Genomic DNA, 24,499 nt, shown 5'->3' on the forward strand with positions numbered 1-24,499 from the left:
CATCACCGCACAGCGCCATGAGAAAAAACCAATCCGACGTTCCTGCCGTTCCCGTGATCCAGGTGATCGAGCGGATGTTTTCGCTCATCGACGTCCTGGCGTCGCGCGAAGAGGCCATTTCGCTGAAGGAAATCAGCGAGAAGACCGGCCTTCATCCTTCGACCACACACCGAATCCTGAACGACCTGGCGGTCGGTCGCTTCGTCGACAGGCCCGAGGCGGGCAGCTACCGGTTGGGCATGCGCTTACTGGAACTTGGCAATCTGGTGAAGGGCCGGCTCAACGTGCGCGATGCGGCGCTGGGTCCGATGCGCGAGCTGCACAAGCTCACGCAGCAGCCGGTGAACCTCAGCATGCGACAGGGCGACGAGATCGTCTACATCGAACGCTCCTACAGCGAGCGTTCGGGCATGCAGGTGGTGCGTGCCATCGGCGGCCGCGCGGCGCTGCACCTCACCTCGACCGGCAAGCTCTTCCTGGCGGCCGATGACCCGGCACGGGTGCGCAGCTACGCCACCCGCACGGGCCTGGCGGGCCACACCCGCAACAGCATCACCCAACTGCCTGCGCTCGAGCGCGAACTGTCGAAGGCGCGCCAGTACGGCATTGCGCGCGACAACGAAGAACTCGAACTGGGCGTGCGCTGCATGGCCGCGGGCATTTACGACGACCAGGGCAAGCTAGTAGCGGGGCTGTCGATCTCGGCACCGGCCGATCGGCTGGACGAAGGCTGGCTGCCCAAGCTTCAGGCCACGGCCAATGAAATTTCGAGCGCGCTGGGGTTCAAGGATGGTGTGGCCGTGGCACCACCCTCTGCACAGGCCGGCAACACGCCTCCAGCGAGCGCCTGACCCCTTCGCGGAACGCCAAAAGACAAAGCGGGCTCCAGGCCCGCTTTGTCTTTTTGTCGGCCGCTGTTGCGGCGCTGCTGCTGATCAGCCCGCGACCTGGTAGCTCACAGTGCGCGAAGCGGCCGGCGAGCCCGGCACGGCGTGCGTCGCCTCGACCCAGCGGCGGACCCGCTCGGCATCGGCGATACGGCTGAACTTGCCGGCCGAATCCAGGAACACCATGATCAGCTTGCGGCCGGCCACCTTGGCCTGCATCACGAGGCATTGACCGGCTTCGTTGATGAAGCCCGTCTTCTGCACGCCGATTTCCCAGTCAGGGCTCTTCACCAGGCGGTTGGTGGTGTTGAACTGCAGCACGCGGTTGCCGACTTCGACCTGATATTCAGGCGACGTGGAGAGCGAGCGCACGGTGGCGTCTGAATAGGCTGCGTTGACCAGCAGCGCCAGGTCTTGCGCGCTTGACTGGTTGCGGCTCGACAGGCCCGTGGGCTCCACGTAGCGCGTGTCCTTCATGCCGAGCATCTTGGCCTTGGCATTCATGATGCTCACGAAGGTCGTGAGGCCGCCCGGATAGGTGCGGCCCAGCGCGTGCGCCGCACGGTTCTCGCTCGACATCAGGGCCAGGTGCAGCAGTTCGCCGCGCGAGAGCGTGGTGCCGATGGTCAGGCGCGAGCGGCTGCCCTTTTCGGTGTCGACGTCGTCCTGGGTGATGGTGATCAGTTCGTCGTTCGGCAGATGGGCCTCGCTGATGAGCAGGCCCGTCATGAGCTTGGTGAGCGACGCGATCGGCAGCACGGCATGGTCGTTCTTGCTGAACAGCACTTCGTGCGTGTCCTGGTCGATCACGAGGGCAACGCTCGACTTCAGGTCGAGCGCGTCATCGGTGCTGTGCAGGCCGGCCATCTGGCCGAAGGACTGGCGCGCGGGCGCCTCGACGCGCACCACCGAGCGGCGCTGGACAGCCACCACGGTCTTGCCATTCTTCTTGCGGATGGTGGCCACCACATTGCGGCCACCGCGAACGACCTTGTCCGCCTTGTCGTCGCCGCGCTTGGCGGCAACACGCTGCCCCTTGCCGGAGGCGGCGCTGCGCTTGACTTCGACCGGCACCGGCCCCTTCGCCTTCTTGGAGGCGGCGGCATTGGCGGTCTTGGCGGCGGTGGGCTTTTCTTTCTTTGCGGCCTGGGCGCCAGGCAGCAAAAACGCCGTGGCGCAGAGCGCGACGGCGATGAATTTGAATGCGGGTAGGAACCGCTGGCTGGAAACTCGGCGGAGACGGGCTTCGGGCATTAATAAATCTCCAGCGGCGACAAACGAGGACCGCAGTGTATCGAATTCAAAAAAGACACGCAATATCAGTTACTTGCATCCTCTTCTTCATTCGAATACCAAGGAACGCCTGAAAACCTAACCTTGCGCTGCAACTCTCTCAGCTTGGCTCTGTAACTTATTGAGCGCACTCAAATAAGCCTTTGCCGAAGCAACCACGATGTCGGGGTCTGCACCCACGCCATTGACCACCCGCCCTGTGTTTTGTAACCGAACTGTAACTTCACCTTGGCTCTCTGTCGAGCCGCTGATGGCATTCACCGAGTAAAGAACCATCTCGGCGCCGCTCTTGACGTGCGACTCGATGGCTTTCAGTGAAGCATCAACCGGGCCATTGCCGTCGGATTCTCCGGTCACTTCCTTGCCCTGGACGGTGAAGACGACTTTCGCCTGGGGGCGCTCGCCGGTTTCGCTGTGCTGGGAGAGAGAGACAAATGCAAACTGTTCGTCAACGTTCGAGAGCTCTTCCGCGCTGACGAGCGCGAGGATGTCTTCGTCAAAAATTTCGGACTTGCGATCGGCCAGTTCCTTGAAGCGCATGAAGGCCGCGTTGATGTCGGCCTCGCCGGCCATCGTCACGCCCAGCTCCTGCAGCCGCTGCTTGAACGCGTTGCGGCCGCTGAGCTTGCCCAGCACGATCTTGTTGGCGGCCCAGCCCACGTCCTCAGCCCGCATGATTTCGTAGGTGTCGCGCGCCTTGAGCACGCCGTCCTGGTGGATGCCCGAGGCGTGCGCGAAGGCGTTGGCGCCCACCACGGCCTTGTTGGGCTGCACCACGAAGCCGGTGGTCTGGCTCACCATGCGGCTTGCGGCCACGATGTGCTGGGTGTCGATGTTTAGGTCGAGCCCGAAATAGTCTCGACGGGTCTTGACCGCCATCACCACTTCTTCGAGCGAGCAGTTGCCCGCGCGCTCGCCCAAGCCGTTGATGGTGCACTCCACCTGACGCGCGCCGCCGATCTTCACGCCGGCCAGCGAGTTGGCCACCGCCATGCCCAGGTCGTTGTGGCAATGAACCGACCAGATCGCCTTGTCGCTGTTGGGAACGCGCTCGCGCAGCATCTTGATGAAGTTGCCGTAGAGCTCGGGAATGGCATAGCCGACGGTGTCGGGCACGTTGATGGTGGTGGCGCCCTCGTTGATCACGGTTTCGAGCACACGGCACAGGAAGTCCGGGTCGCTGCGGTAGCCGTCTTCGGGGCTGAACTCCACGTCGCTCACGAGGTTGCGCGCGAAGCGCACGGCAAGCTTCGCCTGCTCGTGCACCTCGTCGGGCGACATACGCAGCTTCTTTTCCATGTGCAGCGGCGAGGTTGCGATGAAGGTGTGGATGCGACCGCGCACCGCACCCTTGAGGGCCTCTGCAGCGCGCGAGATGTCGCGGTCGTTGGCGCGCGAGAGGCCGCACACGGTCGAATCCTTGATCGCGTTGGCAATCGCCTTGACCGCCTCGAAGTCGCCGTTCGAGCTGGCGGGGAAACCGGCCTCGATCACATCGACCTTCAGCCGTTCGAGCTGCTTGGCGATGCGCATCTTCTCGTCGCGCGTCATGGAGGCGCCTGGCGATTGCTCGCCGTCGCGCAAGGTGGTGTCGAAAATTATGAGTTGGTCAGCCATCGTGAATCTCCTTTTGTTCGTTTCCCACCTCGCGCGTCCGGCAGGACAGCGTCAGGCGACTTCAACCGCCGATTGTGCGCTGTGCGCGCCCCGGGTCCGCGCACGCTGCACGCCCGAGACGATGGCCTTCAGCGATGCCGTGATCACGTTCGCGTCGATGCCGACGCCGAACAGCGTCTGGCTCTCGTCCACGCGCAGCTCGAGGTAGGCCACCGACTTCGCATCGGCACCGGCGCCGATCGCGTGCTGGTGGTAGTCCATCACGCGCACTGTGTGGCCGGTGGCCTTGCTCAGCGCCTGGGTGAAAGCGTCGATCGGGCCGTTGCCGCGGCCTTCGATGGCGCGGGTTTCACCGTCCCATGGCAGATCGCCGCGCAGGACGACGGAGGCGTTGACGCCCTCGCCTTCTTCCTCGATCACACGGTGCTGCAGCGACTGCGCAGTCTCGATGCCGTACTCGCTCACGAAGAGCTGCCAGAGGTCGGCCGCGGTGAGTTCCTTACCGGCAACGTCCATCACGCGCTGCACGCTCTGCATGAATTCCATCTGCAGACGGCGCGGCATCTCGAGGCCGTATTCGCTCTCGAGCAGATAGGCCATACCGCCCTTGCCCGACTGGCTGTTCACGCGAATCACCGCCTCGTAGCTGCGGCCCACGTCCTTCGGATCGATGGGGAGGTAGGGCATGTCCCAGATGTCGCCTTCCTTGCGCGCGGCGAAGGCCTTCTTGATCGCATCCTGGTGCGAGCCGGAGAACGAGGTGTAGACGAGATCACCGACGTACGGATGGCGCGGATGCACGGGGATCTGGTTGCAGTGCTCGACCGTGGCGCGGATCTCGTCGATGTTCGAGAAGTCCAGTTCGGGCGAGACGCCCTGCGTGTAGAGGTTGAGCGCGACATTCACGAGATCGAGGTTGCCGGTGCGCTCGCCATTGCCGAAGAGGCAGCCTTCGATGCGCTCGGCACCAGCCATCAAGGCCAGTTCACCGGCAGCGGTGCCGGTGCCGCGGTCGTTGTGCGGGTGCACGCACAGCACGATGGAATCGCGGCGCGCGAGGTTGCGGTGCATCCACTCAATCATGTCGGCAAAGATGTTCGGCGTGGAGTGCTCGACCGTCGTGGGCAGGTTCACGATGCACTTGTGCTCGGGCGTCGGCGCCCAGACTTCGGTGACCGCGTCGACCACGCGCTTGGAGAACACGACGTCGGTCCCCGAGAACATTTCGGGCGAGTACTGGAAGGTCCACTTCGTGGCCGGCTGCTTCGCGGCGAAGTCGTTGAACATGCGCGCGTGGCTGCTGGCGAGTTCGACGATCTGGTCCTCGTCCATGCCGAGCACCACGCGGCGCATCACCGGGGCGACGGCGTTGTAGAGGTGAACGATGGCACGCGGCGCGCCTTGAAGCGATTCGAAAGTGCGGGCGATGAGGTGATCGCGCGCCTGCGTCAGCACCTGGATCGTCACGTCGTCGGGAATGCGATCTTCCTCGATGAGCTTGCGCACGAAGTCGAATTCGATCTGCGATGCGGAAGGAAAGCCGACTTCGATTTCCTTGAAGCCGATCGCCACGAGGGTCTCGAACATGCGCATCTTGCGTGCGATGTCCATCGGCTCGACCAGGGCCTGGTTGCCATCGCGCAGGTCGGTCGACAGCCAGATCGGGGCCTTGGTCAGCACGGCATCGGGCCAGGTGCGGTCTTTGAGGCCGATCGGGGCGAATGCGCGGTATTTGGCTTGAGGTTGCTTGAGCATGTCGATTTCTCTGTGATGGTTGGGAATCAACCAGCAACCCCAAAAACAAACGGCCCGTTGCTGGTGCGAACGGGCCGTGGTGAGGGATTTGCGCGTGCGCTACCGTCTCCGCCCGTGAGGGAGGGCTAGTAGGGCCAGCAGCGAAATCTTGGTCATGAGGGTTGCGAATGTAGCACAGGCCACAGTCAGTTATGCAAGCCCCGCTCGTCGGGCTCCTCGGTCGAGGTGCTGATCACGCTGACCGGCTGGCCCTTGGCCTTGCGCCATGCGTAGACCACATAGCCGCTCAGACCGTAGGCCACGAAGAGGCCGAACAGCACCGTCGGCGGATGGATGTTGATGACCGCGATGCCCAGCGCAATGAGCACGATCACGACGAATGGCACGCTCTTTTTCATCTGCACGTCCTTGAAGCTGTAGAACGGCGCGTTCGTCACCATCGAGAGACCCGCATAGAGCGTGAACGCGAAGGTGACCCAGGTGATCTGCGTCCACGAGAGGTACAGCACCTCACCGCCGCGCTTGCCCCATTCGTTCACGAGCCAGATGAAGCCCGCCACGAGCGCAGCCGCCGCCGGCGATGGCAGCCCCTGGAACCAGCGCTTGTCGACCACACCGGTGTTCACGTTGAAACGCGCAAGCCGCAATGCAGCACAGGCGCAATAAACGAAGGCCGCGATCCAGCCCCAGCGCCCCAGGCCCTTGAGGGACCATTCGTAGGCGATGAGCGCTGGCGCCGCGCCGAACGACACCATGTCGGACAGCGAATCCATCTGCTCGCCGAACGCGCTTTGCGTGTTGGTCATGCGTGCGACGCGCCCGTCCAGGCTGTCGAGGATCATCGCGGCGAACACGCCGAGCGCAGCGAGGTCGAAGCGCGCGTTCATGGCCATCACGACCGAATAGAAGCCGCCGAACAACGCCGCCAGCGTGAACAGGTTCGGCAGGATGTAGATGCCCTTGCGACGTTTGCGCGGCTGCACATCGTCGGGGAGCGTGTCGTCATGCATTGAATTTGCCTCCATCCCTCATGGGCACTGCGCTGGCAGCTATCCATTCGATAGCATTTTGATCTGTGAGTCGCATGGTTCGCAGTGTAGTTCAGGGGGCGCTGCGCCCCCCGACAAACAAAAGGGCCACCGCAACGGGTGGCCCTTGGAAAAGAGTGCCGAAGCACCCTTCCTGTTTCGAAGATCAGTTGCGGGTCTGGTCGACCAGCTTGTTCTTCTTGATCCAGGGCATCATCGCGCGCAGCTTTTCGCCGACGACTTCGATCTGATGCTCTGCACCCAGGCGACGGCGGCTGATCAGCGTGGGCTGGCCGGCGGCGGCTTCGAGCACGAAGCTCTTTGCGTATTCGCCGGTCTGGATGTCCTTGAGCACCTGCTTCATGACCTTCTTGGTCTCGTCGGTCACGATGCGCGGGCCCGTGACGTACTCGCCGTATTCGGCGTTGTTCGAGATCGAGTAGTTCATGTTGGCGATGCCGCCTTCATAGATCAGGTCGACGATCAGCTTGAGCTCGTGCAGGCATTCGAAGTACGCCATTTCGGGCGCGTAGCCCGCTTCCACCAGCGTTTCGAAACCAGCCTTGATCAGCTCGACCGTGCCGCCGCACAGAACCGCTTGTTCGCCGAACAGGTCGGTCTCGGTTTCTTCGCGGAAGTTGGTCTCGATGATGCCGGCCTTGCCGCCGCCGTTGGCGGTGGCGTAGCTCAGCGCGAGGTCACGCGCCTTGCCGGTCTTGTCCTGGTGCACGGCCACGAGGTGGGGCACGCCGCCACCCTGGGTGTAGGTGCTGCGCACGGTGTGGCCCGGGGCCTTGGGAGCGACCATCCACACGTCGAGGTCGGCGCGCGGCTGCACGAAACCGTAGTGCACGTTGAAGCCGTGCGCGAAGACGAGCGAAGCGCCTTCCTTGATGTGCGGGGCCACGTCGTTCTTGTAGACGTTGGCGATCTGCTCGTCGGGCAGCAGGATCATGACCACGTCGGCAGCCTTCACGGCGTCGGCGACTTCTGCGACCTGCAGGCCGGCCTTGCCGACCTTGTCCCAAGAAGCGCCGCCCTTGCGCAGGCCCACCACGACCTTGACGCCGCTGTCGTTCAGGTTTTGCGCATGCGCGTGACCTTGCGAGCCGTAACCGATGATTGCGACCGTCTTGCCCTTGATGAGGCTGAGGTCGGCGTCCTTGTCGTAGTAAACCTTCATATGCGTCTTTCCTAATTAATCTCGAGCACCCCCTGAAGCGGGGGTGCGTTCACTCACAGTTGACCGGAGGAATTCCGGTCCTTCATTTGCTGGTTGATGGACACGAGGTTGTCGTGAATGCGGAACAGCAGGATCAGCAATTCGCTGTAGACGCGAACCATGATCGCGCCGAAAACAAGAATACCGATGGCAGCCAGGATGCGGCCTTGGAACAACGAGATGACCGTTGCCGCGAGCACACCCAGCAGTCCGAGGAAATACAGAATCCGAATGATGATCGGGGTCACCATCTTCTCGAAACCCAGCAAGTCTTGCATTACCTTCTCCTCATGTTGATTTGAAACAGTGAAACTGGAGGATCTTCGCCCCCCTACACGCGCAGGATGCGCTCGCCGCGCCCGATGCCGCTGGCGCCGGTGCGGACAGTCTCGAGGATAGCGCTACGGTCGATCGCTTCCAGAAAAGCGTCGTTTTTGCCGTGATCGCCGGTGAGTTCGATGGTGTAGCTCTTGTCGGTGACGTCGATGATGCGGCCGCGGAAGATCTCGGCCATGCGCATCATTTCTTCGCGCTCCTTGCCCACCGCGCGCACCTTCACCATCATGAGCTCGCGCTCGGTGTAGGCGCCTTCGGTGAGGTCGACGACCTTCACGACCTCGATCAGCCGGTTCAGATGCTTGGTGATCTGCTCGATCACGTCGTCCGAACCGGTGGTGACGATGGTCATGCGCGAGAGGCTCGGGTCCTCGGTCGGCGCGACGGTCAGCGATTCGATGTTGTAGCCACGGGCCGAGAACAGGCCCACCACGCGGGAAAGAGCACCCGGCTCGTTTTCCAGCAGCACTGCAATGATGTGTTTCATGTTTGCGCGACTCCTCTTTTCGCCAGCGCGGAAGCTTTCGCTTTCGCCGCCCTCCCCCGCGCACGGTAATGCGCGGGCTCGGCGGGCAATAGATTCGTCAGTAAAGAGTTAAGCGAATGCGCCGAAGATCGGGTTAAAGATCTTCGGAGCCCAACAGCATCTCGGTGATGCCCATGCCGGCCTTCACCATCGGGAACACGTTCTCGGTGGGGTCGGTACGGAAGTCCATGAACACCGTGCGGTCCTTGAGCTTGCGTGCTTCGCGCAGCGCGGGCTCCACGTCTTGTGGACGCTCGATCAGCATGCCGACGTGGCCATAGGCCTCGGCAAGCTTCACGAAGTTGGGCAGCGCGTCCATGTAGCTGTGGCTGTAGCGACCGGAGTATTCGATCTCCTGCCACTGGCGCACCATGCCCAGGTAGCGGTTGTTGAGCGAGCAGATCTTGATCGGCGTGTTGTATTGCAGGCAGGTGGAGAGTTCCTGGATGCACATCTGCACCGAGCCTTCGCCGGTGATGGTGAACACTTCCGAATCGGGCTTCGCGAGCTTGATGCCCATGGCGTAGGGAATGCCCACGCCCATGGTGCCCAGGCCACCCGAATTGATCCAGCGGCGCGGCTCGTCGAAACGGTAGTACTGGGCGGCCCACATCTGGTGCTGGCCGACGTCCGACGTGATGTACGCATCGGCGTCCTTGGTCATGTTCCAGAGGGTCTCGACCACGTACTGCGGCTTGATCACGTCCTTGTTGCCGCGGTCGTACTTGAGGCAGTCGCGCGAGCGCCAAGCCTCGATGGTCTTCCACCAGTCGGCCAGCGCGCCGGCGTCGGGCTTGGTGGTGCTCTCGCGGATCATCGAGATCAGCTCGGTGAGCACGTCCTTCACGTCGCCGACGATCGGGATGTCGACCTTCACGCGCTTGGAGATGCTCGACGGGTCGATGTCGACGTGGATGATCTTGCGTTCGTTCGTCGCGAAATGCTTGGGGTTGCCGATCACACGGTCGTCGAAGCGCGCGCCCACGGCCAGCAGCACGTCGCAGTTCTGCATCGCGTTGTTGGCTTCGATGGTGCCGTGCATGCCCAGCATGCCGAGGAACTTGCGGTCGCTCGCCGGATAGGCACCCAGGCCCATCAGCGTGTTGGTGACCGGGTAGCCGAGCATGTCGACCAGCGTGCGCAGTTCGTTGCAGGCATTGCCCAGCAGCACGCCGCCACCGGTGTAGATGTACGGGCGCTTGGCTGCCAGCAGCAGTTGCAGCGCCTTGCGGATCTGCCCGCCGTGGCCCTTGCGCACCGGGTTGTACGAGCGCATCTCGACCTTGTCGGGGTAGCCGGCATAGGGCGTCTTCTTGAAGGAAACGTCCTTGGGCACGTCCACCACCACCGGGCCCGGACGGCCGCTGCGTGCGATGTGGAAGGCCTTCTTCATCGTCATGGCCAGATCCTTCGGATCCTTGACGAGGAAGTTGTGCTTGACGATGGGGCGGGTGATGCCGACCGTGTCGCATTCCTGGAAGGCATCCAGGCCGATGGCCGCCGTCGGCACCTGGCCCGAGATGATCACCATCGGGATCGAGTCCATGTACGCCGTCGCGATGCCGGTGACCGCATTGGTCAGGCCGGGACCCGAGGTGACCAGCGCCACGCCGACTTCGCCAGTGGCGCGCGCATAGCCGTCGGCTGCGTGCACTGCGGCCTGCTCGTGGCGCACCAGCACGTGCTGGATGGTGTCCTGCTTGTAGAACGCGTCGTAGATGTACAGAACCGCGCCGCCGGGATAGCCCCAGACGTACTGGACGCCTTCGGCCTGCAGTGCCTTGATCAGCACTTCAGCGCCCATGAGTTCTTGAGTTGGGTTGCCAGCGCCAGAGGACGCGGCTGCCGCGGAGATGAGCTCCGCCTTCGAGATTTCCATGATCAACCTTTGTGTTTTTTCGGGAACGAAAAACCTTGGGTGCCCCTTGCCAACCCTTGTGGGGTCGCGCCAGGACTTGAGGCCATGGCCATGAGCGGACTGATGTTCCGCCGGACCTTGACCCGTTTGCCTTTTGACTTGCAGCGCGGATTATGACACTACCGGCCGTTCAGATTCGCTTCAGGTCGCCTGTAAAGACGACGGGGCATAATCCGCGGCAGAAAACATAAGCGTTCGCTAGACATCCCTTCCCACCCGGCGCACCTTCGCGCGCCCTCTCTCGCTTGGCCACTGAACAAGAACTCTCCGACTTCCTGAAAAGCGTCGAACGGCGCGCTTTCAAGCGCTCGGTCTACCACGTGCGGGACGAAGAAGCGGCGCTCGACATCGTGCAGGACAGCATGATGAAGCTGGCGCAGCACTATGGCGACAAGCCGGCCAACGAGTTGCCGATGCTGTTCCAGCGCATCCTGTCGAACTGCACGCTCGACTGGTTCCGCCGCCAGAAAACCCGGCGCGCACTGTTCTCGAATCTCAGCGATTTCGAATCGATCGACGACGACGGCGATTTCGATCTTCTGGAGAACTTCGTCTCGCCAACCGACTCCAGAGAGACGGAGAGCGCCGAAGACACCACCCGCCGAGCCCAGGTCTTCCACGAGATCGAGGAACAGATCGCCGCATTGCCGGGCCGTCAACGCGAGGCTTTCCTGATGCGTTACTGGGAGGAAATGGACGTCGCAGAGACGGCCGCTGCGATGGGCTGCTCCGAAGGCAGTGTCAAAACCCATTGTTCGCGCGCCGTTCACGCTCTGAGCAAGGCGCTCAAGGCCCAGGGAATATCGCTATGAACACTAAGGTTCCAACCTCTTCTATCACCGCCGAAGATCAGTTCGGTCGGCGTCTGGCTGCCCGGCTATCTGCCGGCAACCAGGATCTGTCGCACGACATCGGCGAGCGGCTGCGCGTGGCGCGCGCGCAGGCCGTGGCCGCGCGCAAGCAAGCGCCGCAGTTGCGGACCGCGCCCGAGGCGATGAAGTCCGGCAACACGCTCACGCTGGGCGGCGGCTGGTGGACCCGCATCGGATCGGTGGTGCCGCTGATCGCCCTCGTGGCCGGCCTCATCACGATCAGCGTGATGCAGGACGACGACCGCGCCAGCGAGCTGGCCGAGGTCGACTCCGCCCTCCTCACCGGCGATCTGCCCCCCGCCGCCTACACCGACCCGGGCTTCGCCCAATTCCTGAAGGCCGACGGCGCCTCCGACTGACCCTTACCGACCGAATGCGACGCCGCTCCAACTCCCGCGCGAAGACATCCCGTCCCTTGCGCCCGCTCACGGCGGGCGCATTCGTTTGGGCGGGCGCGCTGGCCGTCGCAGCCTTCGGCTTGACGCTCGCCAGCGCCCAGCCGCCGTCCGAAGCCAATAAGGCGACCGCCGGCCAAGCGGGAACCACGAACTCCGCCGCGGCCGGCGCCAAGGCAGTCCCGGCGACCAAGCCGCTCTGGAGCGAACTCACCGCGGAGCAGCAGCAGGCCTTGAAGCCGCTGGTCCAGCACTGGACCACGATGTACACGGGGCAAAAGCGGAAGTGGCTGGCACTGTCACGAAACTTCGCGAACATGTCGCCCGATGACCAAGTCACCCTGCACAGCCGCATGATCGAATGGGCCGCCCTGAGCAACCAGCAGCGGGCCCAGGCGCGCCTGAACTTCGCCGAGGTCAAGCGCGTGCCGGCCGACGAACGCAAGGCCAAGTGGGAGCAATACCTGGCCTTGAGCGAGGAAGAAAAGCGCAAGCTCGCCGAACGCGCCCCGGCCAAGCCGCGCGGCGCGGCCATTCCGGTGCGCCCCGTCTCATCGCAAAAGCTCGTGCCGGTCCCGACCGTCACGCCGCCCGGCCAGCACACGCCCCGCATCGTGCTTGCGCCGCTGCCAACGCCGCCGGCCGCTTCTGCAGCCGTCCTGGTGACAACGCCGCTGGAGCGCGCGCCCGCCGCAGCTCCCACGATGGCGCCCGCCCCCGTCAACGTTGCCTCGCCGCCAGTTCCCGCCGAGGCGCAAGTCCCGGCGCCCTCGCCGACGCCAGCGGCGAGCGAGCCGCCCCCTGCCGCCCCCTGACACCAAGGTTTCGATGGTTTCCAGCTCTCCCGAGGCCTCGGGGCCCGATCAGCCTGCCTCCTCGGCAACCAGCGTTTCGCCTTCGACTGTGCCCGGCCTCTGGCGCCGGATGGCCTGCTGGCTCTACGAGGGCATGCTCCTTTTCGCGGTCGCGATGACGGCCGGATGGCTCTTCAGCGCGCTGAGCCAGATGCGCAACGCCGTGGATGAGACACGCCGTCCGCTGCTGCTGGCCTATCTCTTCGTGGTGTTCGGCATGTATTTCGTCTGGTTCTGGTCCAAGGGCCAGACCCTGGGCATGAAAACCTGGAACATCCGCATCGTCGACCGTCAAGGCCGCCCCGTCACGCAAGCGCGCGCCTTCGTACGCTACCTGCTGAGCTGGATCTGGCTGCTCCCGCCACTGGCCCTCCACCCGCTGCTGGGCGTACCCGTCGTCGAGACGCTGGTTCTGCTGTTCGGCTGGATTGCCGTCTGGGCCGTTCTGGCACGTTTCCACCCCGAGCGCCAGTTCTGGCACGACGCCTGGGCCGGTACACGGCTCATCACCTCCAAGCCCATGAGCCGCCGATGAGTGCCCCGCACCAGCTTCCCGATTCCGCCGTCAATCCGCAGAAGGCCCGCAAGGGATTCGAGCGTGTCTTTCATGCCACCCTGATCTCCCTGCACGGGCTTCGTGCCGGCTGGAGCGAACCCGCTTTCCGGCAGGAAGCGATCCTCTCGATCGTGATGATCCCGGCGGCCTTTTGGCTCGGGCGCAACTGGGTCGAAGTGGCGCTGCTCGCCGGCAGCGCCATCCTGGTGATGATCGTGGAGCTGCTCAACACTGCCGTCGAGGCCGCCATCGACCGCATCGGCCCCGAATGGCACGACCTCTCCAAGCGCGCCAAGGACATGGGCAGCGCTGCCGTGCTGTTGTCGCTCACGTTGTGCGGTGGCATCTGGGCCGCGGCGTTGTGGGCGCGCTTCGTGTCATGAGCGGTCCCGAGGCATGATGGCGAGATGAATCCTGAATTTTCGATCTGTGTGTATTGCGGCTCGCGCCCCGGCGAGCGCCCCGAGTTTTCCGAGGCCGCCAGGGCGGTCGGCCAGTGGATCGGCCAGCACGGCGGCCAACTGGTCTACGGCGGTGGCCGCACCGGCCTGATGGGCACGGTGGCCGAAGCCACCCGCCTGGCCGGCGGCCGCGTCGTCGGCATCATTCCCAAGGCCCTGGTCGACAAGGAACTGGCCAACACGCTGTGCGACGAGCTGCACGTGGTGGACACCATGCACGAGCGCAAGGCCATGATGGGCGAGCGCGCCGACGCCTTCATCGCCTTGCCGGGCGGCATTGGCACCTTCGAGGAACTGTTCGAGATCTGGACCTGGCGCCAGCTCGGCTACCACGACAAGCCGACGGGCATTCTCAATACCGCCGGCTACTACGACAAGCTGCTCGACTTTCTCGCCCACAGCGTGCGCGAAGGCTTCATGGGCGACTGGCAGATGCAGCTGATCCGCACCGGCACCGATACGACCGAACTGCTCACGGCGCTGCGCGCCGAAGTGCCGCTCCATCCGCGCGAAGACAGGCTGTCGGAAAACCTCTGACGCCCGCCTCGAAAGAAAAAGCCCCGGTCGACGGGGCTTTTTTGATTCAGACGGCGTTTTCGTTCTCTTCGCCGGTCCGGATGCGCACGATGCGCTCCACGGCGGTGACGAAGATCTTGCCGTCGCCGATCTTCCCGGTGCGCGCCGAATTGACGATGGCCTCGATGCAGCGCTCCACGTCGCCCTCGTTGACGACGACTTCGACCTTCATCTTCGGCAAAAAGTCGACCACGTATTCCGCTCCGCGGTAGAGCTCGGTGTGGCCCTTCTGGCGGCCGAAGCCCTTGACCTCGGTCACGGTCAGGCCGGTGACACCCACTTCGGCCAAGGCCTCGCGCACGTCCTCGAGCTTGAAGGGTTTGACGATGGCGGTGATCTGCTTCATGGTTTTCGTGCTCCGGCGGTTTCGTTGAATTTGCTGGTGATAGGGTAACGCCAATCCTTGCCGAAGCTGCGGTGGGTCACCCGGATTCCTACCGGCGCCTGGCGCCGCTTGTATTCATTGATCTTGACGAGCCGCGCAACCCGCTCGACCACCGCGCGTTCGTAGCCCGCGGCAATGATCTCGTCGATGCCCTCGTCGTCCTGCATGTAGCGTGCCAGGATTCCATCGAGGATGTCGTAGGGCGGCAGGCTGTCCTGGTCGGTCTGGTCCGGCCGAAGCTCCGCGCTCGGGGGCCGCGTGATGATCCGCTCGGGAATTGGCTCGGTGCCGGTGCCGTACGGGTCGTGGGCGTTGCGCCAGCGCGCGAGCGCGAACACCGTCGTCTTGAGCAGGTCCTTGATGACCGCGAAACCGCCGGCCATATCGCCGTAGAGCGTGCAGTAGCCGGTGGCCATTTCGCTCTTGTTGCCCGTGGTGAGCACGATGGCGCCGAACTTGTTCGACAGCGCCATCAGCAGCGTGCCGCGGATGCGGGCCTGGATGTTCTCCTCGGCGGTGTCCTCGGGCAGGCCCGTGAATTCCCCGGCCAGGGCGCCCCTGAACGACTCGAAGGTGTGCTTGATCGAAATCTCGTCGTAGCGCACGCCGAGGCGGTCCGCCACCTCCCGTGCATCGATCCAACTGATGTCGGCGGTGTAAGGCGAAGGCATCATCACTGCGCGCACCTTGTCCCGACCGAGTGCATCGACCGCGATGGCGAGCACCAATGCGGAGTCGATGCCGCCCGAGAGCCCCAGGATGGCGCCCGGGAAGCCGTTCTTGCCGATGTAGTCGCGCACGCCGAGCACCAGGGCGTCCCAGAGCTGCGCTTCGGCGTCGCGCGGGGCGACCACCGCACCGGGCTCGGCCACGAAGCCGATGCCACCTTGGGGTGCGCGCTCCAGCTGCGCAAATACCAGTTTTTCCTGGAAGCTCTCGGCCTGTATCACGAGCGCACCGTCGGCCTGCAGCGCGAAGGAAGCGCCATCGAACACCACTTCGTCCTGCCCACCGACCAGGTGCGCATAGACCAGCGGCAGCTCCACGGCGCGTGCGCGGTCGGCCATGCGCGCAACGCGCTCACCCTCCTTGCCCACGTGATAGGGCGAGGCGTTGATCACGGCGAGCACCTCGGCGCCGGCCTCGCGGGCCAGATCGGCCGGCTGGTCGAACCACGCGTCCTCGCAGATCAGCAGCCCGACGGAAACCCCACCCACCTCGAACACACAGGTGCCCTGCCCCGGCGTGAAATACCGTCGCTCGTCGAACACCTGGTAGTTCGGCAACTCGCGCTTGGCATAGGTCTGGAGGATGCGGCCTTCCTTGATGGCGCTGGCCGCGTTATGGCGCATCTGCACTTCCACGGACCGGCTGCGCAGGCTCCCGCCAGTCGGATGCCCCACCACCACGACCATGTCTTTGAGGTCGGCCAGCGCAGCGGCAATGCCTTTCACGGCATCATCACAGGCTTCGGTGAAGGCGGGACGCAGGAACAGGTCCTCCGCTGCATAGCCGGCAATCGAGAGTTCGGGCGTCAGCAGCAGGCGCGCGCCTTGCGCATGGGCGTCGCGTGCGGCATCGACGATCTTTTTCGCGTTGCCGGCGAGGTCGCCCACCACAAAATTGAGTTGCGCGATGGCGAGCTTGAGCGTCATACAAAGGAAGAAAAAGGCTTGAACGATTATGTCATTCGGGTTCTGGCGTCACCGTCGGACGTGAGCGCCAAAGCCTGGAACGCGCTGCTCGCGGCTCAGGCCGAGCCCTCGCCTTTCATGCGCCACGAATACCTCGCGGCGCTGCACGAAAGCGAAAGCGCATCGCCCGCGAGCGGATGGACGGCGCGGTTCGTCACGCTCTGGCGCGGCAAGCAGCTCGAAGCCGCCTGCCCGGTGTACATCAAGGACCATTCGTACGGCGAGTACGTCTTCGACTGGGCCTGGGCCAATGCCTACGAGCAGCACGGGCTCGCGTACTACCCCAAGGCCGTGGTCGCGGTGCCCTTCACGCCGGTGCCGGGCACGCGTCTCCTGGCGCGCGATGCGCAGAGCCGCACACTGCTGGTGCAGGCGCTGGTCGCCTGGTGCAAGCAGGAAGAACTTTCGTCTCTGCACCTGCTGTTCGGGGCCGACGAAGACATTGCCGCATGCACCGATGCCGGGCTCATGCTGCGCAACACGGTGCAGTTCCACTGGACGAATGCCGCGTATTCGGATTTCGACACCTTCCTCGCCAGCCTCGCCCACGACAAACGCAAGAAGATCCGCCAGGAGCGCCGCAAGGTCGCCGACGCCGGCGTGAGCTTTCGCTGGTCGCGCGGCAAGGACATCGCGAAGGCCGACTGGGACTTCTTCTACCGCTGCTACGAGCGCACCTACCGCGAGCACGGCAACCCGCCCTACCTCACGCGCGACTTCTTCCAGCGCATGGCCGACACCTTGCCCGAGGCCTGGGTGCTGTTCGTCGCAGAGCGCGACGGCAAGCCCATGGCAGCCAGTCTGATCGCCCTCTCCACGCAGCCGGACGCACCGCTCGTCGCCTACGGCCGCTACTGGGGTGCGCTGGATCGCGTCGACTGCCTGCACTTCGAGGCCTGCTACTACCAGCCCCTGGCCTGGTGCATCGAGCACGGCGCCCAGCGCTTCGAAGGCGGCGCACAGGGCGAGCACAAGATGGCGCGCGCGCTGATGCCGGTCAAGACCACCAGCGCCCATTGGCTCGCGCACCCGGCGTTCTCGGATGCGGTCGAGCGTTTTCTGGAGCGCGAGGGCGCCGGCATCGAGAACTACATGGACCACCTGGGCGAGCGCAGTCCCTTCAAGACGGCCTGAAACGCACCTCTCAAAGGCGCCTGCGTGCGCGATCGGCGCCGCTCGCCCTTCGAGCTCGAGGGCGCGAAGTGAATGATCTGGATTACTTCTTGTAAGCGGCGATGCCGTCGACGACTTCCTTCTTGGCCGCGTCGATGCCTTCCCAGCCCAGCACCTTGACCCACTTGCCTTCTTCCAGGTCCTTGTAGTGCTCGAAGAAGTGGCTGATGGCCTTCAGGCGCATGGGGTTCACGTCGTCGACCGACTTCCAGTGGCTGTAGATCGGCAGCACCTTGTCGGTGGGCACGGCCAGCACCTTGCCGTCGACGCCTGCTTCGTCCTCCATCAGCAGGATGCCAAGGGGACGGCACGGCACCACCACGCCCGGGAGCAGCGGGTACGGCGCGATCACCAACACGTCGACCGGGTCGCCGTCGCCCGAGAGGGTCTGGGGCACGTAGCCGTAGTTGGCGGGGTAGTACATGGCCGTCGTCATGAAGCGGTCCACGAAGATCGCGCCCGATTCCTTGTCGACTTCGTACTTGATCGGGTCGGCGTTCATCGGGATTTCGATCACGACGTTGAAGGCATCGGGGACGTTCTTGCCGGGGGAGACTTTGTCGAAGGACATGACGTTTTTCGAGTAGTTGAAAAGTATTGGGAAGACCGGGACAAACCCTGAGTTTACTTTCCGTGTCACCGCACGGTCGCACACGCCCGCGTTTTTGCCTGTAAATTGCAACCGTTGGCCAATCGGCTCCGCACCTCGGTGCAGCGAGCTTCGAGGAAGCAACGCGACGGAAAACCTGGGTCCCGTACGCGTTGCGCGCAGGATCCATGCTGTCCGTCTCCACAAGTCACAACGAACGAATGGAGAAGCAAAGCATGATCGGCAACACCCCCCTGATACTCGCCATCGTCTGCGGCCTCGTGGCCGTCGGCTACGGTTTCTGGGCCCGAAGTTGGATTCTCGCCAAGGACCCGGGCAACGCCCGGATGCAGGAAATCGCCGCGGCCATCCAGGCCGGCGCCTCGGCCTACCTCGCCAAGCAGTACACGACCATCGCGGTGGTCGGCGTGATCCTGGCGGTCCTCATCGCCCTCTTCCTGGACCTGACCACGGCGGTCGGTTTCATCATCGGCGCGGTGCTCTCCGGCGCCTGCGGCTTCATCGGCATGAACGTGTCGGTGCGCGCCAACGTGCGCACGGCGCAGGCCGCCACCAAGGGCATCGGCCCGGCGCTGGACGTCGCATTCCGCGGCGGCGCCATCACCGGCATGCTGGTAGTCGGGCTGGGCCTGCTGGGCGTGACCGGCTTCTACTGGTTCCTCGCCGGCAGCGCGCCCAAGGCAGACCACACCCTCGCGGCGATCCTCAACCCGCTGATCGGTTTTGCCTTTGGCTCCTCGCTGATCTCCATCTTTGCGCGGCTGGGCGGCGGCATCTTCACCAAGGGCGCCGACGTCGGCGCCGACCTGGTGGGCAAGGTCGAGGCCGGCATTCCTGAAGACGATCCGCGCAACCCCGCGGTGATCGCCGACAACGTGGGCGACAACGTGGGCGACTGCGCCGGCATGGCGGCCGACCTGTTCGAGACCTACGCGGTGACGCTGATCGCCACCATGGTGCTCGGCGCGCTGATGGTCACCACGGCGCCCGGCAATGCGGTGCTGTACCCGCTCGCGCTGGGCGGCGTGTCGATCATCGCGTCGATCATCGGCTGCTTCTTCGTGAAGGCGTCGCCGGGCATGGTCAACGTGATGCCGGCGCTCTACAAGGGCCTGGCGGTCGCGGGCATCCTGTCGCTGATCGCGTTCTGGTTCGTCACGGCCTGGATCATTCCGGACAACGCCATCGCCGCGAGCGGCAGCCAGCTGAAGCTCTTCGGCGCCTGCTTCGTGGGCCTTGCACTCACCGCTGCGCTGGTGTGGGTCACCGAGTACTACACCGGCACGCAATACAAGCCTGTGCAGCACATCGCGCAGGCTTCGACCACGGGTCACGGCACGAACATCATTGCGGGCCTGGGCGTCTCGATGCGCTCGACCGCCTGGCCGGTGATCTTCGTGTGCATCGCGATCCTGGCTTCGTACTCGCTGGCCGGCCTGTTCGGCATCGCGGTCGCCGCGACGTCCATGCTGAGCATGGCGGGCATCGTCGTTGCGCTCGACGCCTACGGCCCCATCACCGACAACGCCGGCGGCATTGCCGAGATGAGCGACCTGCCTGCCAGCGTGCGCGCCGTGACCGACCCGCTCGACGCGGTCGGCAATACGACGAAAGCCGTGACCAAGGGCTACGCGATCGGCTCGGCCGGCCTTGCCTCGCTGGTGCTCTTTGCCGACTACACCCACAAACTGGAGAGCTTCGGGCTGAACATCAGCTTCAACCTGAGCGACCCGATGGTGATCGTGGGCCTCTTCATCGGCGGGCTGATTCCGTATCTCTTCGGCGCGATGGCGATGGAAGCCGTGGGCCGCGCAGCCGGTGCGGTGGTTGAAGAAGTGCGCCGCCAGTTCCGCGATATCCCCGGGATCATGGAAGGCACCGGCAAGCCCGAATACGGCAAGGCCGTGAGCATGCTGACCGGCGCGGCCATCAAGGAAATGATGATCCCGTCGCTGCTGCCGGTGGTGGTGCCGATCGTCGTGGGCCTCGTGCTCGGGCCGAAGGCACTGGGCGGCCTCCTGATGGGCACGATCGTCACGGGCCTGTTCGTCGCCATCTCGATGTGCACGGGCGGCGGCGCCTGGGACAACGCCAAGAAGTACATCGAGGACGGCCACCACGGCGGCAAGGGCTCCGAGGCGCACAAGGCGGCCGTCACCGGCGACACCGTCGGCGACCCCTACAAGGACACCGCCGGCCCGGCCGTGAATCCGCTGATCAAGATCATCAACATCGTGGCGCTGCTCATCGTGCCGCTGGTGGTGAAGTTCCACGCCGGCGATGCGGCGGCGGCGGTGCCCGCCAAGGTCGAGACGCCGACCGCCGTGACGGCGCCTGCAGCCACGGCACCGGCGACGCCGGCTGCGGCCGTTGCCTCGGGTGCGGTGGCTGCGGTCGAAGCCGCTGCGGTGAAGGTCGAGAACGGCGTGGTGAAGTTCTACTTCGCGAGCGCCAGTTCCGAAGTCGCGCCTAACGCCAAGGAGGCGCTGGCCGATGTCATCAAGGCGGTGCAGAGCGGCAGCACCGTGCTCGTGAGCGGCTACCACGATGCGAGCGGCGACCCGGCCAAGAATGCCGAGCTGGCCAAGCAGCGCGCCATGGCCGTGAGCGATGCGCTCAAGGCCGCGGGTGCGCCCGAAGACAAGATCGAGCTGGCCAAGCCCGAGCAGTCGCAAGCCGACGGACCGCCTTCGGAGGCGCGCCGCGTCGAAGTCAAGGTGAAGTCCTGAGATGCCCACGCCCGCACGGCTCGAAGCCTTCATCGCCGCTGTAGAAGGCGGCGCGCATGCGCAGGTCATCGAGGACTACTACACCGAAGACGCCACCATGCGCGAGAACCAGGCCGAGCCGCGGCGGGGGCGCAGCACGCTGGTCGCGCAGGAAAGCGCCGTGCTCGCCCGCACCGAATCGGTCACCTCCACCTGCGTGCGGCCCGTGCTGGTGAATGGCGACCATGTGGCGATTCACTGGATCTTCGAGTTCGCCTTCAAGGGCGGCAGCAAGATGCGCATGGAAGAGATCGCCTGGCAGCGCTGGGAAGGCGAGCGCATCGCCGAAGAGCAGTTCTTCTACGACCCGGCACAGAAGAAGCCGGGCTGAAGCATGCGCTGAGTTCCGCGCTACCGGCTACAGGAGTTATGCAACATTTTCGATGTAACATAAACTCTGTCACATGAATGTTTCCGCCGTGCCCCCTCCTGCCGCTGTCCAGGACCTCTCCATCGAGGTGGTGGCCACGCGCACGGAAGTCACGGTGCGCAACATCCGCGCATACACCACCGCCGGGCTGTTGCCGCCTCCCCGTCTCAAGGGACGCCTCGGCCTCTACGGCGACGAGCATGTGCAGCGCCTGACGCTCATCCGCGCACTGCGCGACCAGGGCTTCGGCATCGAGGCGATCCGCCGCATCTTCGGGCGCGCACCGGCCTCGGCATGGCCCGAACTCCTGGCCGTGGCGCGCTCGGTCTCGGGCAGCCTCTTCGCCGAGGAAACGCCGGTGGTCGTGCCCGCCCAGGCGCTCGCGGCCAAGTGGAAAGGCCAGATGACGCCCGCCCTGCTCGCCCGTGCCACCAAGGCCGGCCTCATGCGCGAACTGCCCGACGGCCAGGTGCAGATGCTCAGCCCCGCGCTCGGGCAGATCGCCGAAGAACTCGCCGCGCTCGGGCTGCCGCTCGAAGCGGTCATCGGCATGCAGGAGACCATGGCCCGCACGCTGCGCACGGTGGCGCGCCATTGGCTGCGCACGCTGGCCGACGGCCTGTTGTCGGGCGAGAGCGGCCATGCCGAACGCGCGGCGCAACTGCTCGAAAAGGCGCGGCCGCTGGCCACCGGTGCAGTGCAGGCCGCGTTTCCCGTGATCCTGCAGCAGGAACTCGACGCCCTGCTGCGCAAGACCACCTGAACCGATGAAAAGCTCCCGCCCCCTTCTGCACGCCTTGTTGCTGTCGCTGCCCGCCGTGGCTGCGCCCCACGCGTTCGCGCAAGCCCGCACGGACGCCCTGCCCCTGAGCTTCGAAGCAGCGCGCACCCGCATGCTCGAGCGCTCCGACAAGCTGGCCGCCGCGCGCTCGGCCGTCGAATCGAAGGAGCTGCAAAGCGAAGGCCTGAAGCGCCTGGGCGGCCCGGTCGTCAGCGTCTCGGGGCTGGCCTATGCGTACAACGCCAACCTGAACCTGGACCTCGATCCGCTCAACCAGAAGCTCGGGCAGATCGGCCAGTCGCTGCCGCCGTCGATCCAGAGCTTCATCTCGCGCGTGCCGATTCCGCAACTGCCCAACAGCTACACGCTCAACCGGCACGACACGGGCACCAACACCTCGATCTCGGCGGTCTGGCCGATCTACCTGGGCGGCGCGACCGATGCGGTGCGCGGCTTCGTCTCCGCGCAGGCGCGCGAGGCGCAGGCCGATGCCGAGCAGGCCGGCCACGAGGTCGACACGCTGCTGGTGCAGCGCTACTTCGGCGCCCAGCTCGCGCAGCGCGCGGCCACACTGCGCGCGCAGGCCGAGCGCACCATCGCCCAACATGACGTGGCGGCGCAGAAGATGCTCGCAGCCGGCGTGATCTCGCGCGTCGAGCGGCTGCAGGCGAGCGCCGCCTACGAAGAGGCCCGACGCAATGCGCGCAAGGCCGAGGACGACGCAGCCCTCGCCGCGGTCGCCCTCGCCCGCACGGTGCGCGCCGACGGCACCGTGACGCCGCAGACGCCGCTCTTCCTGATCAGCACGCCGATCGAGCCGCTCAACTACTTCATCGATTCGGCGCTCACGCGGCATCCGGGCCTCGGCAAGGTCGCGGCCAAGAAGTCGCAGGCCGAGCAGTTGCACGAAGGCGAAGAGGCGCTGCGCCGCCCGCAGGTCATCGCCTTCGGCACGCGGCAACTCAAGAGCGGCAACGCCGACTGGGTGGCCGGCCTGGGCGTGCGCTGGACGCTGTACGACTCGGTGGACCGCGATGCGCTCTCGGCCTCTTCGCTGAAACAGGTCGAGCAGGCCGAGCACTCCGATGCACAGGCGCGCAGCGACATCTCGCTTCTGGTCGAGCGCAACTGGCGCGCGCTGGAAAACGCCCGCCGTCAGTACCTCGACATGAAGGCCTCGGTCGAGCTCGCGGAAGAAGTGGTGAAGCTGCGCGTGGCGGGCCTGCGCGAAGGCACCAGCACCACGCTGGACCTGATCGATGCCGAGACCAACCGCGCCAAGGTGCTGACCGAGCGCGCTCAGGCCGCCAACGAATACGTGCAAGCGCTCGCGCAGCTGCTCGAGAGCGCGGGCCTGTCCGAGAAGTTTTCCGACTACATCGCACGTGCCGACGTGAAGGTGAATTGATGATGAGTGCCAAGACCCGAAAACTGATCGCCATCGCGGCGGCGCTGCTTGTGCTGGCGCTGCTCGTCTGGGGCTTCTGGCGCGCCTCGCAGCCTGCCCCCGAGGTATTCCAGGGCCAGATGGAAGCGCGCGAGACCGACGTGGCCGGCAAGGTCACCGCGCGCATCGCCGAAGTGGCGGTGAAGGAAGGCGACCGCATCCAGGCAGGCGCCCTCCTGGTTCGCATGGACAGCCCCGAAGTGCGCGCCAAGCTCGCGCAGGCCACCGCCGCCGAGCAGGCCGCGCAGGCCGTTGCCGACAAGGCGCAGAACGGCGCCCGCCCGCAGGAAGTGGAGATGGCGCGCATGCAATGGCAGCGCGCCGAAACCGCGGCGCAGCTCGCGCAGACATCGTTCCGCCGCGTCGATGGCCTCGCGCGCGAAGGCCTGGTCGCCGACCAGAAGCGCGATGAAGCCGAAGCCAACTGGAAAGCTTCGCGCGATGCGGCCATCGCGGCCAAGGCGCAGTACGACATGGCGCGCATCGGTGCCCGCCCCGAGGACCAGGCCGCTGCCAGCGCGCAGGCGCGCCAGGTCGCCGGTGTTGTGGCCGAAGCGGAAGCGGCCAAGGCCGAGACCGAGCTGCGCAGCCCCGTGGGCGGCGAAGTGGCCAAGGTGCTCGCCAAGGTCGGCGAGCTGTCGCCGCAGGGCGTGGCGGTGGTCACCGTGGTCGACCTGAACGACCAGTGGGTGGTGCTGAACGTGCGCGAAGACCGGCTGGCCCGCTTTGCGGTCGGCAGCGAATTCGATGCCCGACTGCCCGCGTTGGCGAATGACAAGGACAAGTCGGACGCACATCGCGTGGCCCGCTTCAAGGTCTACTACAGCGCCGCCCTGCCCGACTTCGCGACATGGCGCGCCACGCGCGGCGGCAACGGCTTCGACGTGCGCACCTTCGAGGTTCGCGCCCGGCCATTGAAACCCATCGAAGGCGCGCGGCCCGGCATGAGCGTGCTGGTCGACTGAAGACCCGGCG

The 24,499-nt window shown here is 65.1% G+C and carries 24 protein-coding genes; 13 read left to right on the top strand and 11 right to left on the bottom strand.

Going from position 1 to position 24,499, the window contains the following annotated elements:
* Positions 1-17: 17 nt before the first annotated feature.
* Positions 18-851 carry an IclR family transcriptional regulator gene (locus M2282_RS05715; RefSeq protein WP_280807820.1) on the top strand — a complete coding sequence of 278 codons (834 nt, stop codon included), beginning with the start codon at positions 18-20 and terminating at the stop codon, positions 849-851.
* 84 nt (positions 852-935) lie between these two features.
* Here M2282_RS05715 and M2282_RS05720 read toward each other — a convergent pair whose 3' ends face one another.
* The 8 genes from M2282_RS05720 to M2282_RS05755 form a co-directional block, all read right to left on the bottom strand.
* Positions 936-2,141, bottom strand: a complete 1,206-nt coding sequence (locus tag M2282_RS05720; RefSeq protein WP_280807821.1) for a serine hydrolase — start codon at positions 2,139-2,141, stop codon at positions 936-938.
* Between the two features lie 117 nt (positions 2,142-2,258).
* On the bottom strand, positions 2,259-3,797 hold the full coding sequence (locus M2282_RS05725) for a 2-isopropylmalate synthase (RefSeq protein ID WP_280807822.1): 1,539 nt from the start codon (positions 3,795-3,797) through the stop codon (positions 2,259-2,261).
* Between the two features lie 51 nt (positions 3,798-3,848).
* The gene (leuA, locus tag M2282_RS05730; protein ID WP_280807823.1) at positions 3,849-5,552 is read right to left on the bottom strand and encodes a 2-isopropylmalate synthase; all 1,704 of its coding nucleotides are present in this window, start codon (positions 5,550-5,552) and stop codon (positions 3,849-3,851) included.
* Positions 5,553-5,737: 185 nt separating this feature from the next.
* Positions 5,738-6,562, bottom strand: coding sequence for a CDP-diacylglycerol--serine O-phosphatidyltransferase (gene pssA / locus M2282_RS05735; protein WP_013540986.1), 825 nt, complete (start codon positions 6,560-6,562; stop codon positions 5,738-5,740).
* A 184-nt stretch (positions 6,563-6,746) separates the two neighbouring features.
* On the bottom strand, positions 6,747-7,763 hold the full coding sequence (gene ilvC, locus M2282_RS05740) for a ketol-acid reductoisomerase (RefSeq protein WP_280807824.1): 1,017 nt from the start codon (positions 7,761-7,763) through the stop codon (positions 6,747-6,749).
* Between the two features lie 53 nt (positions 7,764-7,816).
* On the bottom strand, positions 7,817-8,080 hold the full coding sequence (locus M2282_RS05745) for a DUF4282 domain-containing protein (protein ID WP_280807825.1): 264 nt from the start codon (positions 8,078-8,080) through the stop codon (positions 7,817-7,819).
* A gap of 53 nt (positions 8,081-8,133) precedes the next feature.
* Positions 8,134-8,625 (bottom strand): acetolactate synthase small subunit, encoded by a 492-nt coding sequence (ilvN, locus tag M2282_RS05750; RefSeq protein ID WP_124458099.1) that lies wholly within the window; start codon positions 8,623-8,625, stop codon positions 8,134-8,136.
* A gap of 133 nt (positions 8,626-8,758) precedes the next feature.
* Positions 8,759-10,543, bottom strand: coding sequence for an acetolactate synthase 3 catalytic subunit (locus M2282_RS05755; protein ID WP_280807826.1), 1,785 nt, complete (start codon positions 10,541-10,543; stop codon positions 8,759-8,761).
* A gap of 284 nt (positions 10,544-10,827) precedes the next feature.
* Here M2282_RS05755 and M2282_RS05760 point away from each other — a divergent pair, with 284 nt between their 5' ends.
* The 6 genes from M2282_RS05760 to M2282_RS05785 are packed head-to-tail and all read left to right on the top strand — an operon-like array spanning position 10,828 to position 14,257.
* Entirely contained in the window at positions 10,828-11,394 is a 567-nt protein-coding gene (locus tag M2282_RS05760; protein ID WP_280807827.1) for an RNA polymerase sigma factor, read from the top strand.
* The gene (locus M2282_RS05765; RefSeq protein WP_280807828.1) at positions 11,391-11,813 is read left to right on the top strand and encodes a DUF3619 family protein; all 423 of its coding nucleotides are present in this window, start codon (positions 11,391-11,393) and stop codon (positions 11,811-11,813) included. Before M2282_RS05760 ends, M2282_RS05765 begins: the two co-directional genes overlap by 4 nt.
* 56 nt (positions 11,814-11,869) lie before the next feature.
* Entirely contained in the window at positions 11,870-12,664 is a 795-nt protein-coding gene (locus M2282_RS05770; protein WP_280807829.1) for a DUF3106 domain-containing protein, read from the top strand.
* Between the two features lie 13 nt (positions 12,665-12,677).
* Positions 12,678-13,238 carry an RDD family protein gene (locus tag M2282_RS05775; protein WP_280807830.1) on the top strand — a complete coding sequence of 187 codons (561 nt, stop codon included), beginning with the start codon at positions 12,678-12,680 and terminating at the stop codon, positions 13,236-13,238.
* Positions 13,235-13,642: a diacylglycerol kinase gene (locus M2282_RS05780; protein WP_280807831.1), complete on the top strand. Its 408-nt coding sequence runs from the start codon at positions 13,235-13,237 to the stop codon at positions 13,640-13,642. Before M2282_RS05775 ends, M2282_RS05780 begins: the two co-directional genes overlap by 4 nt.
* A gap of 24 nt (positions 13,643-13,666) precedes the next feature.
* Positions 13,667-14,257 carry a TIGR00730 family Rossman fold protein gene (locus M2282_RS05785; RefSeq protein ID WP_280807832.1) on the top strand — a complete coding sequence of 197 codons (591 nt, stop codon included), beginning with the start codon at positions 13,667-13,669 and terminating at the stop codon, positions 14,255-14,257.
* A 46-nt stretch (positions 14,258-14,303) separates the two neighbouring features.
* Here the strand turns inward: M2282_RS05785 and M2282_RS05790 are convergent, their stop codons facing one another.
* Both M2282_RS05790 and M2282_RS05795 read right to left on the bottom strand, forming a co-directional pair.
* Complete coding sequence (locus tag M2282_RS05790; RefSeq protein WP_013540975.1) at positions 14,304-14,642, bottom strand: P-II family nitrogen regulator; 339 nt, start codon at positions 14,640-14,642, stop codon at positions 14,304-14,306.
* Entirely contained in the window at positions 14,639-16,336 is a 1,698-nt protein-coding gene (locus tag M2282_RS05795) for an NAD+ synthase (protein ID WP_280807833.1), read from the bottom strand. The genes M2282_RS05790 and M2282_RS05795 overlap by 4 nt, the downstream gene beginning before the upstream one ends.
* A gap of 18 nt (positions 16,337-16,354) precedes the next feature.
* On the opposite strand from M2282_RS05795, the gene M2282_RS05800 reads away from it, so the two are divergent.
* The gene (locus tag M2282_RS05800) at positions 16,355-17,509 is read left to right on the top strand and encodes a GNAT family N-acetyltransferase (protein ID WP_280807834.1); all 1,155 of its coding nucleotides are present in this window, start codon (positions 16,355-16,357) and stop codon (positions 17,507-17,509) included.
* Between the two features lie 82 nt (positions 17,510-17,591).
* On the opposite strand, the gene ppa is transcribed toward M2282_RS05800, so the two are convergent.
* Positions 17,592-18,119 (bottom strand): inorganic diphosphatase, encoded by a 528-nt coding sequence (gene ppa, locus M2282_RS05805; protein WP_280807835.1) that lies wholly within the window; start codon positions 18,117-18,119, stop codon positions 17,592-17,594.
* A gap of 254 nt (positions 18,120-18,373) precedes the next feature.
* Here ppa and M2282_RS05810 point away from each other — a divergent pair, with 254 nt between their 5' ends.
* The 5 genes from M2282_RS05810 to M2282_RS05830 all read left to right on the top strand — a co-directional run bounded on the left by M2282_RS05810 (position 18,374) and on the right by M2282_RS05830 (position 24,489).
* Entirely contained in the window at positions 18,374-20,887 is a 2,514-nt protein-coding gene (locus M2282_RS05810) for a sodium-translocating pyrophosphatase (protein WP_280807836.1), read from the top strand.
* A gap of 1 nt (position 20,888) precedes the next feature.
* On the top strand, positions 20,889-21,257 hold the full coding sequence (locus M2282_RS05815) for a nuclear transport factor 2 family protein (protein WP_280807837.1): 369 nt from the start codon (positions 20,889-20,891) through the stop codon (positions 21,255-21,257).
* Positions 21,258-21,330: 73 nt separating this feature from the next.
* Positions 21,331-22,059, top strand: coding sequence for a MerR family transcriptional regulator (locus tag M2282_RS05820; protein WP_280807838.1), 729 nt, complete (start codon positions 21,331-21,333; stop codon positions 22,057-22,059).
* 4 nt (positions 22,060-22,063) lie between these two features.
* Positions 22,064-23,485, top strand: coding sequence for a TolC family protein (locus M2282_RS05825; protein WP_280807839.1), 1,422 nt, complete (start codon positions 22,064-22,066; stop codon positions 23,483-23,485).
* On the top strand, positions 23,485-24,489 hold the full coding sequence (locus M2282_RS05830; protein ID WP_432422868.1) for an HlyD family secretion protein: 1,005 nt from the start codon (positions 23,485-23,487) through the stop codon (positions 24,487-24,489). Before M2282_RS05825 ends, M2282_RS05830 begins: the two co-directional genes overlap by 1 nt.
* The last annotated feature ends 10 nt before the right edge of the window (positions 24,490-24,499 follow it).

Source organism: Variovorax boronicumulans (assembly GCF_029892485.1).
Classification (GTDB): Bacteria; Pseudomonadota; Gammaproteobacteria; order Burkholderiales; family Burkholderiaceae_C; genus Variovorax; species Variovorax boronicumulans_B.

Excerpts from the sequence above, each read along its gene's own strand:
- M2282_RS05715 (WP_280807820.1), top strand. The coding sequence starts at position 18 with ATGAGAAAAAACCAATCCGACGTTCCTGCCGTTCCCGTGATCCAGGTG.
- M2282_RS05720 (WP_280807821.1), bottom strand. The coding sequence starts at position 2,141 with ATGCCCGAAGCCCGTCTCCGCCGAGTTTCCAGCCAGCGGTTCCTACCC.
- M2282_RS05725 (WP_280807822.1), bottom strand. The coding sequence starts at position 3,797 with ATGGCTGACCAACTCATAATTTTCGACACCACCTTGCGCGACGGCGAG.
- leuA (WP_280807823.1), bottom strand. The coding sequence starts at position 5,552 with ATGCTCAAGCAACCTCAAGCCAAATACCGCGCATTCGCCCCGATCGGC.
- pssA (WP_013540986.1), bottom strand. The coding sequence starts at position 6,562 with ATGCATGACGACACGCTCCCCGACGATGTGCAGCCGCGCAAACGTCGC.
- ilvC (WP_280807824.1), bottom strand. The coding sequence starts at position 7,763 with ATGAAGGTTTACTACGACAAGGACGCCGACCTCAGCCTCATCAAGGGC.
- M2282_RS05745 (WP_280807825.1), bottom strand. The coding sequence starts at position 8,080 with ATGCAAGACTTGCTGGGTTTCGAGAAGATGGTGACCCCGATCATCATT.
- ilvN (WP_124458099.1), bottom strand. The coding sequence starts at position 8,625 with ATGAAACACATCATTGCAGTGCTGCTGGAAAACGAGCCGGGTGCTCTT.
- M2282_RS05755 (WP_280807826.1), bottom strand. The coding sequence starts at position 10,543 with ATGGAAATCTCGAAGGCGGAGCTCATCTCCGCGGCAGCCGCGTCCTCT.
- M2282_RS05765 (WP_280807828.1), top strand. The coding sequence starts at position 11,391 with ATGAACACTAAGGTTCCAACCTCTTCTATCACCGCCGAAGATCAGTTC.
- M2282_RS05775 (WP_280807830.1), top strand. The coding sequence starts at position 12,678 with ATGGTTTCCAGCTCTCCCGAGGCCTCGGGGCCCGATCAGCCTGCCTCC.
- M2282_RS05780 (WP_280807831.1), top strand. The coding sequence starts at position 13,235 with ATGAGTGCCCCGCACCAGCTTCCCGATTCCGCCGTCAATCCGCAGAAG.
- M2282_RS05785 (WP_280807832.1), top strand. The coding sequence starts at position 13,667 with ATGAATCCTGAATTTTCGATCTGTGTGTATTGCGGCTCGCGCCCCGGC.
- M2282_RS05790 (WP_013540975.1), bottom strand. The coding sequence starts at position 14,642 with ATGAAGCAGATCACCGCCATCGTCAAACCCTTCAAGCTCGAGGACGTG.
- M2282_RS05795 (WP_280807833.1), bottom strand. The coding sequence starts at position 16,336 with ATGACGCTCAAGCTCGCCATCGCGCAACTCAATTTTGTGGTGGGCGAC.
- ppa (WP_280807835.1), bottom strand. The coding sequence starts at position 18,119 with ATGTCCTTCGACAAAGTCTCCCCCGGCAAGAACGTCCCCGATGCCTTC.
- M2282_RS05810 (WP_280807836.1), top strand. The coding sequence starts at position 18,374 with ATGATCGGCAACACCCCCCTGATACTCGCCATCGTCTGCGGCCTCGTG.
- M2282_RS05815 (WP_280807837.1), top strand. The coding sequence starts at position 20,889 with ATGCCCACGCCCGCACGGCTCGAAGCCTTCATCGCCGCTGTAGAAGGC.
- M2282_RS05820 (WP_280807838.1), top strand. The coding sequence starts at position 21,331 with ATGAATGTTTCCGCCGTGCCCCCTCCTGCCGCTGTCCAGGACCTCTCC.
- M2282_RS05825 (WP_280807839.1), top strand. The coding sequence starts at position 22,064 with ATGAAAAGCTCCCGCCCCCTTCTGCACGCCTTGTTGCTGTCGCTGCCC.
- M2282_RS05830 (WP_432422868.1), top strand. The coding sequence starts at position 23,485 with ATGATGAGTGCCAAGACCCGAAAACTGATCGCCATCGCGGCGGCGCTG.